Source organism: Streptomyces sp. DH12 (assembly GCF_020873895.1).
Classification (GTDB): domain Bacteria; phylum Actinomycetota; class Actinomycetes; order Streptomycetales; family Streptomycetaceae; genus Streptomyces.
Map to the genome: position 1 here is coordinate 1 of NZ_JAHWGT010000522.1, position 578 is coordinate 578.

The 578-nt window shown below is 71.6% G+C and carries 2 pseudogenes; one reads left to right on the forward strand and one right to left on the reverse strand.

What is annotated here, in order from left to right:
• Positions 1-405, reverse strand: a pseudogene (locus LPA54_RS35545) (serine hydrolase); the annotation flags it as partial.
• 21 nt (positions 406-426) lie between these two features.
• Between LPA54_RS35545 and LPA54_RS35550 the strand changes: the two are divergent.
• A pseudogene (locus LPA54_RS35550) lies at positions 427-578 on the forward strand (TetR/AcrR family transcriptional regulator); the annotation flags it as partial.

Below are 578 nucleotides of genomic sequence, written 5' to 3' on the forward strand. Positions count from 1 at the left end.
GTGCAGCCCGAGGCCGTGGTCGATCGTCCTCCCCTCCTGGGAGATCACCGGGACGGTGCACCGCATCTCGGCCGGCGAGGACGGGGCGACGATCTCCCCGGCGGGCAGCAGCGCGGAGAAGCGGTCGAGGTCCGCGACCGTCGAGATCAGTGACGCCGAGGCCCCCCCACGACATGTCGTGGACGCTGTGGTCGCGTGGCGGGTCGATCATGCGGAACCAGGCCTCGTAGAGCCGCAGTGCGGCGCCTCGATGTACGCGCCGACGGCGAGCCCGGTGTCCCGCAGTCCCGCAGGCTCGATGACGTCGAGGGCGATGCACCGCTCGGCCGGGAGCCCCGTCACCTTCTCCGACAGCTTCCCCGGAAGAAGGTAGTTGGTGTTGGAGTACACCCCTGGAGTGCCGCCCCCCCGTGGTGGACGGCCTCCAGGGCGGCGTCCAGCGCCGCCGGATCCCGCCTGATCATGGAGGAGGTCCTGCAGGCCCTGCGCGCGGCCGGCCTGCCCGATCAGGAGATCCCCGCGCACTACCACCGTCTCGCGGTGCTCCTCGTCGCGCTGATCTCCTCCGACGCCGGCAT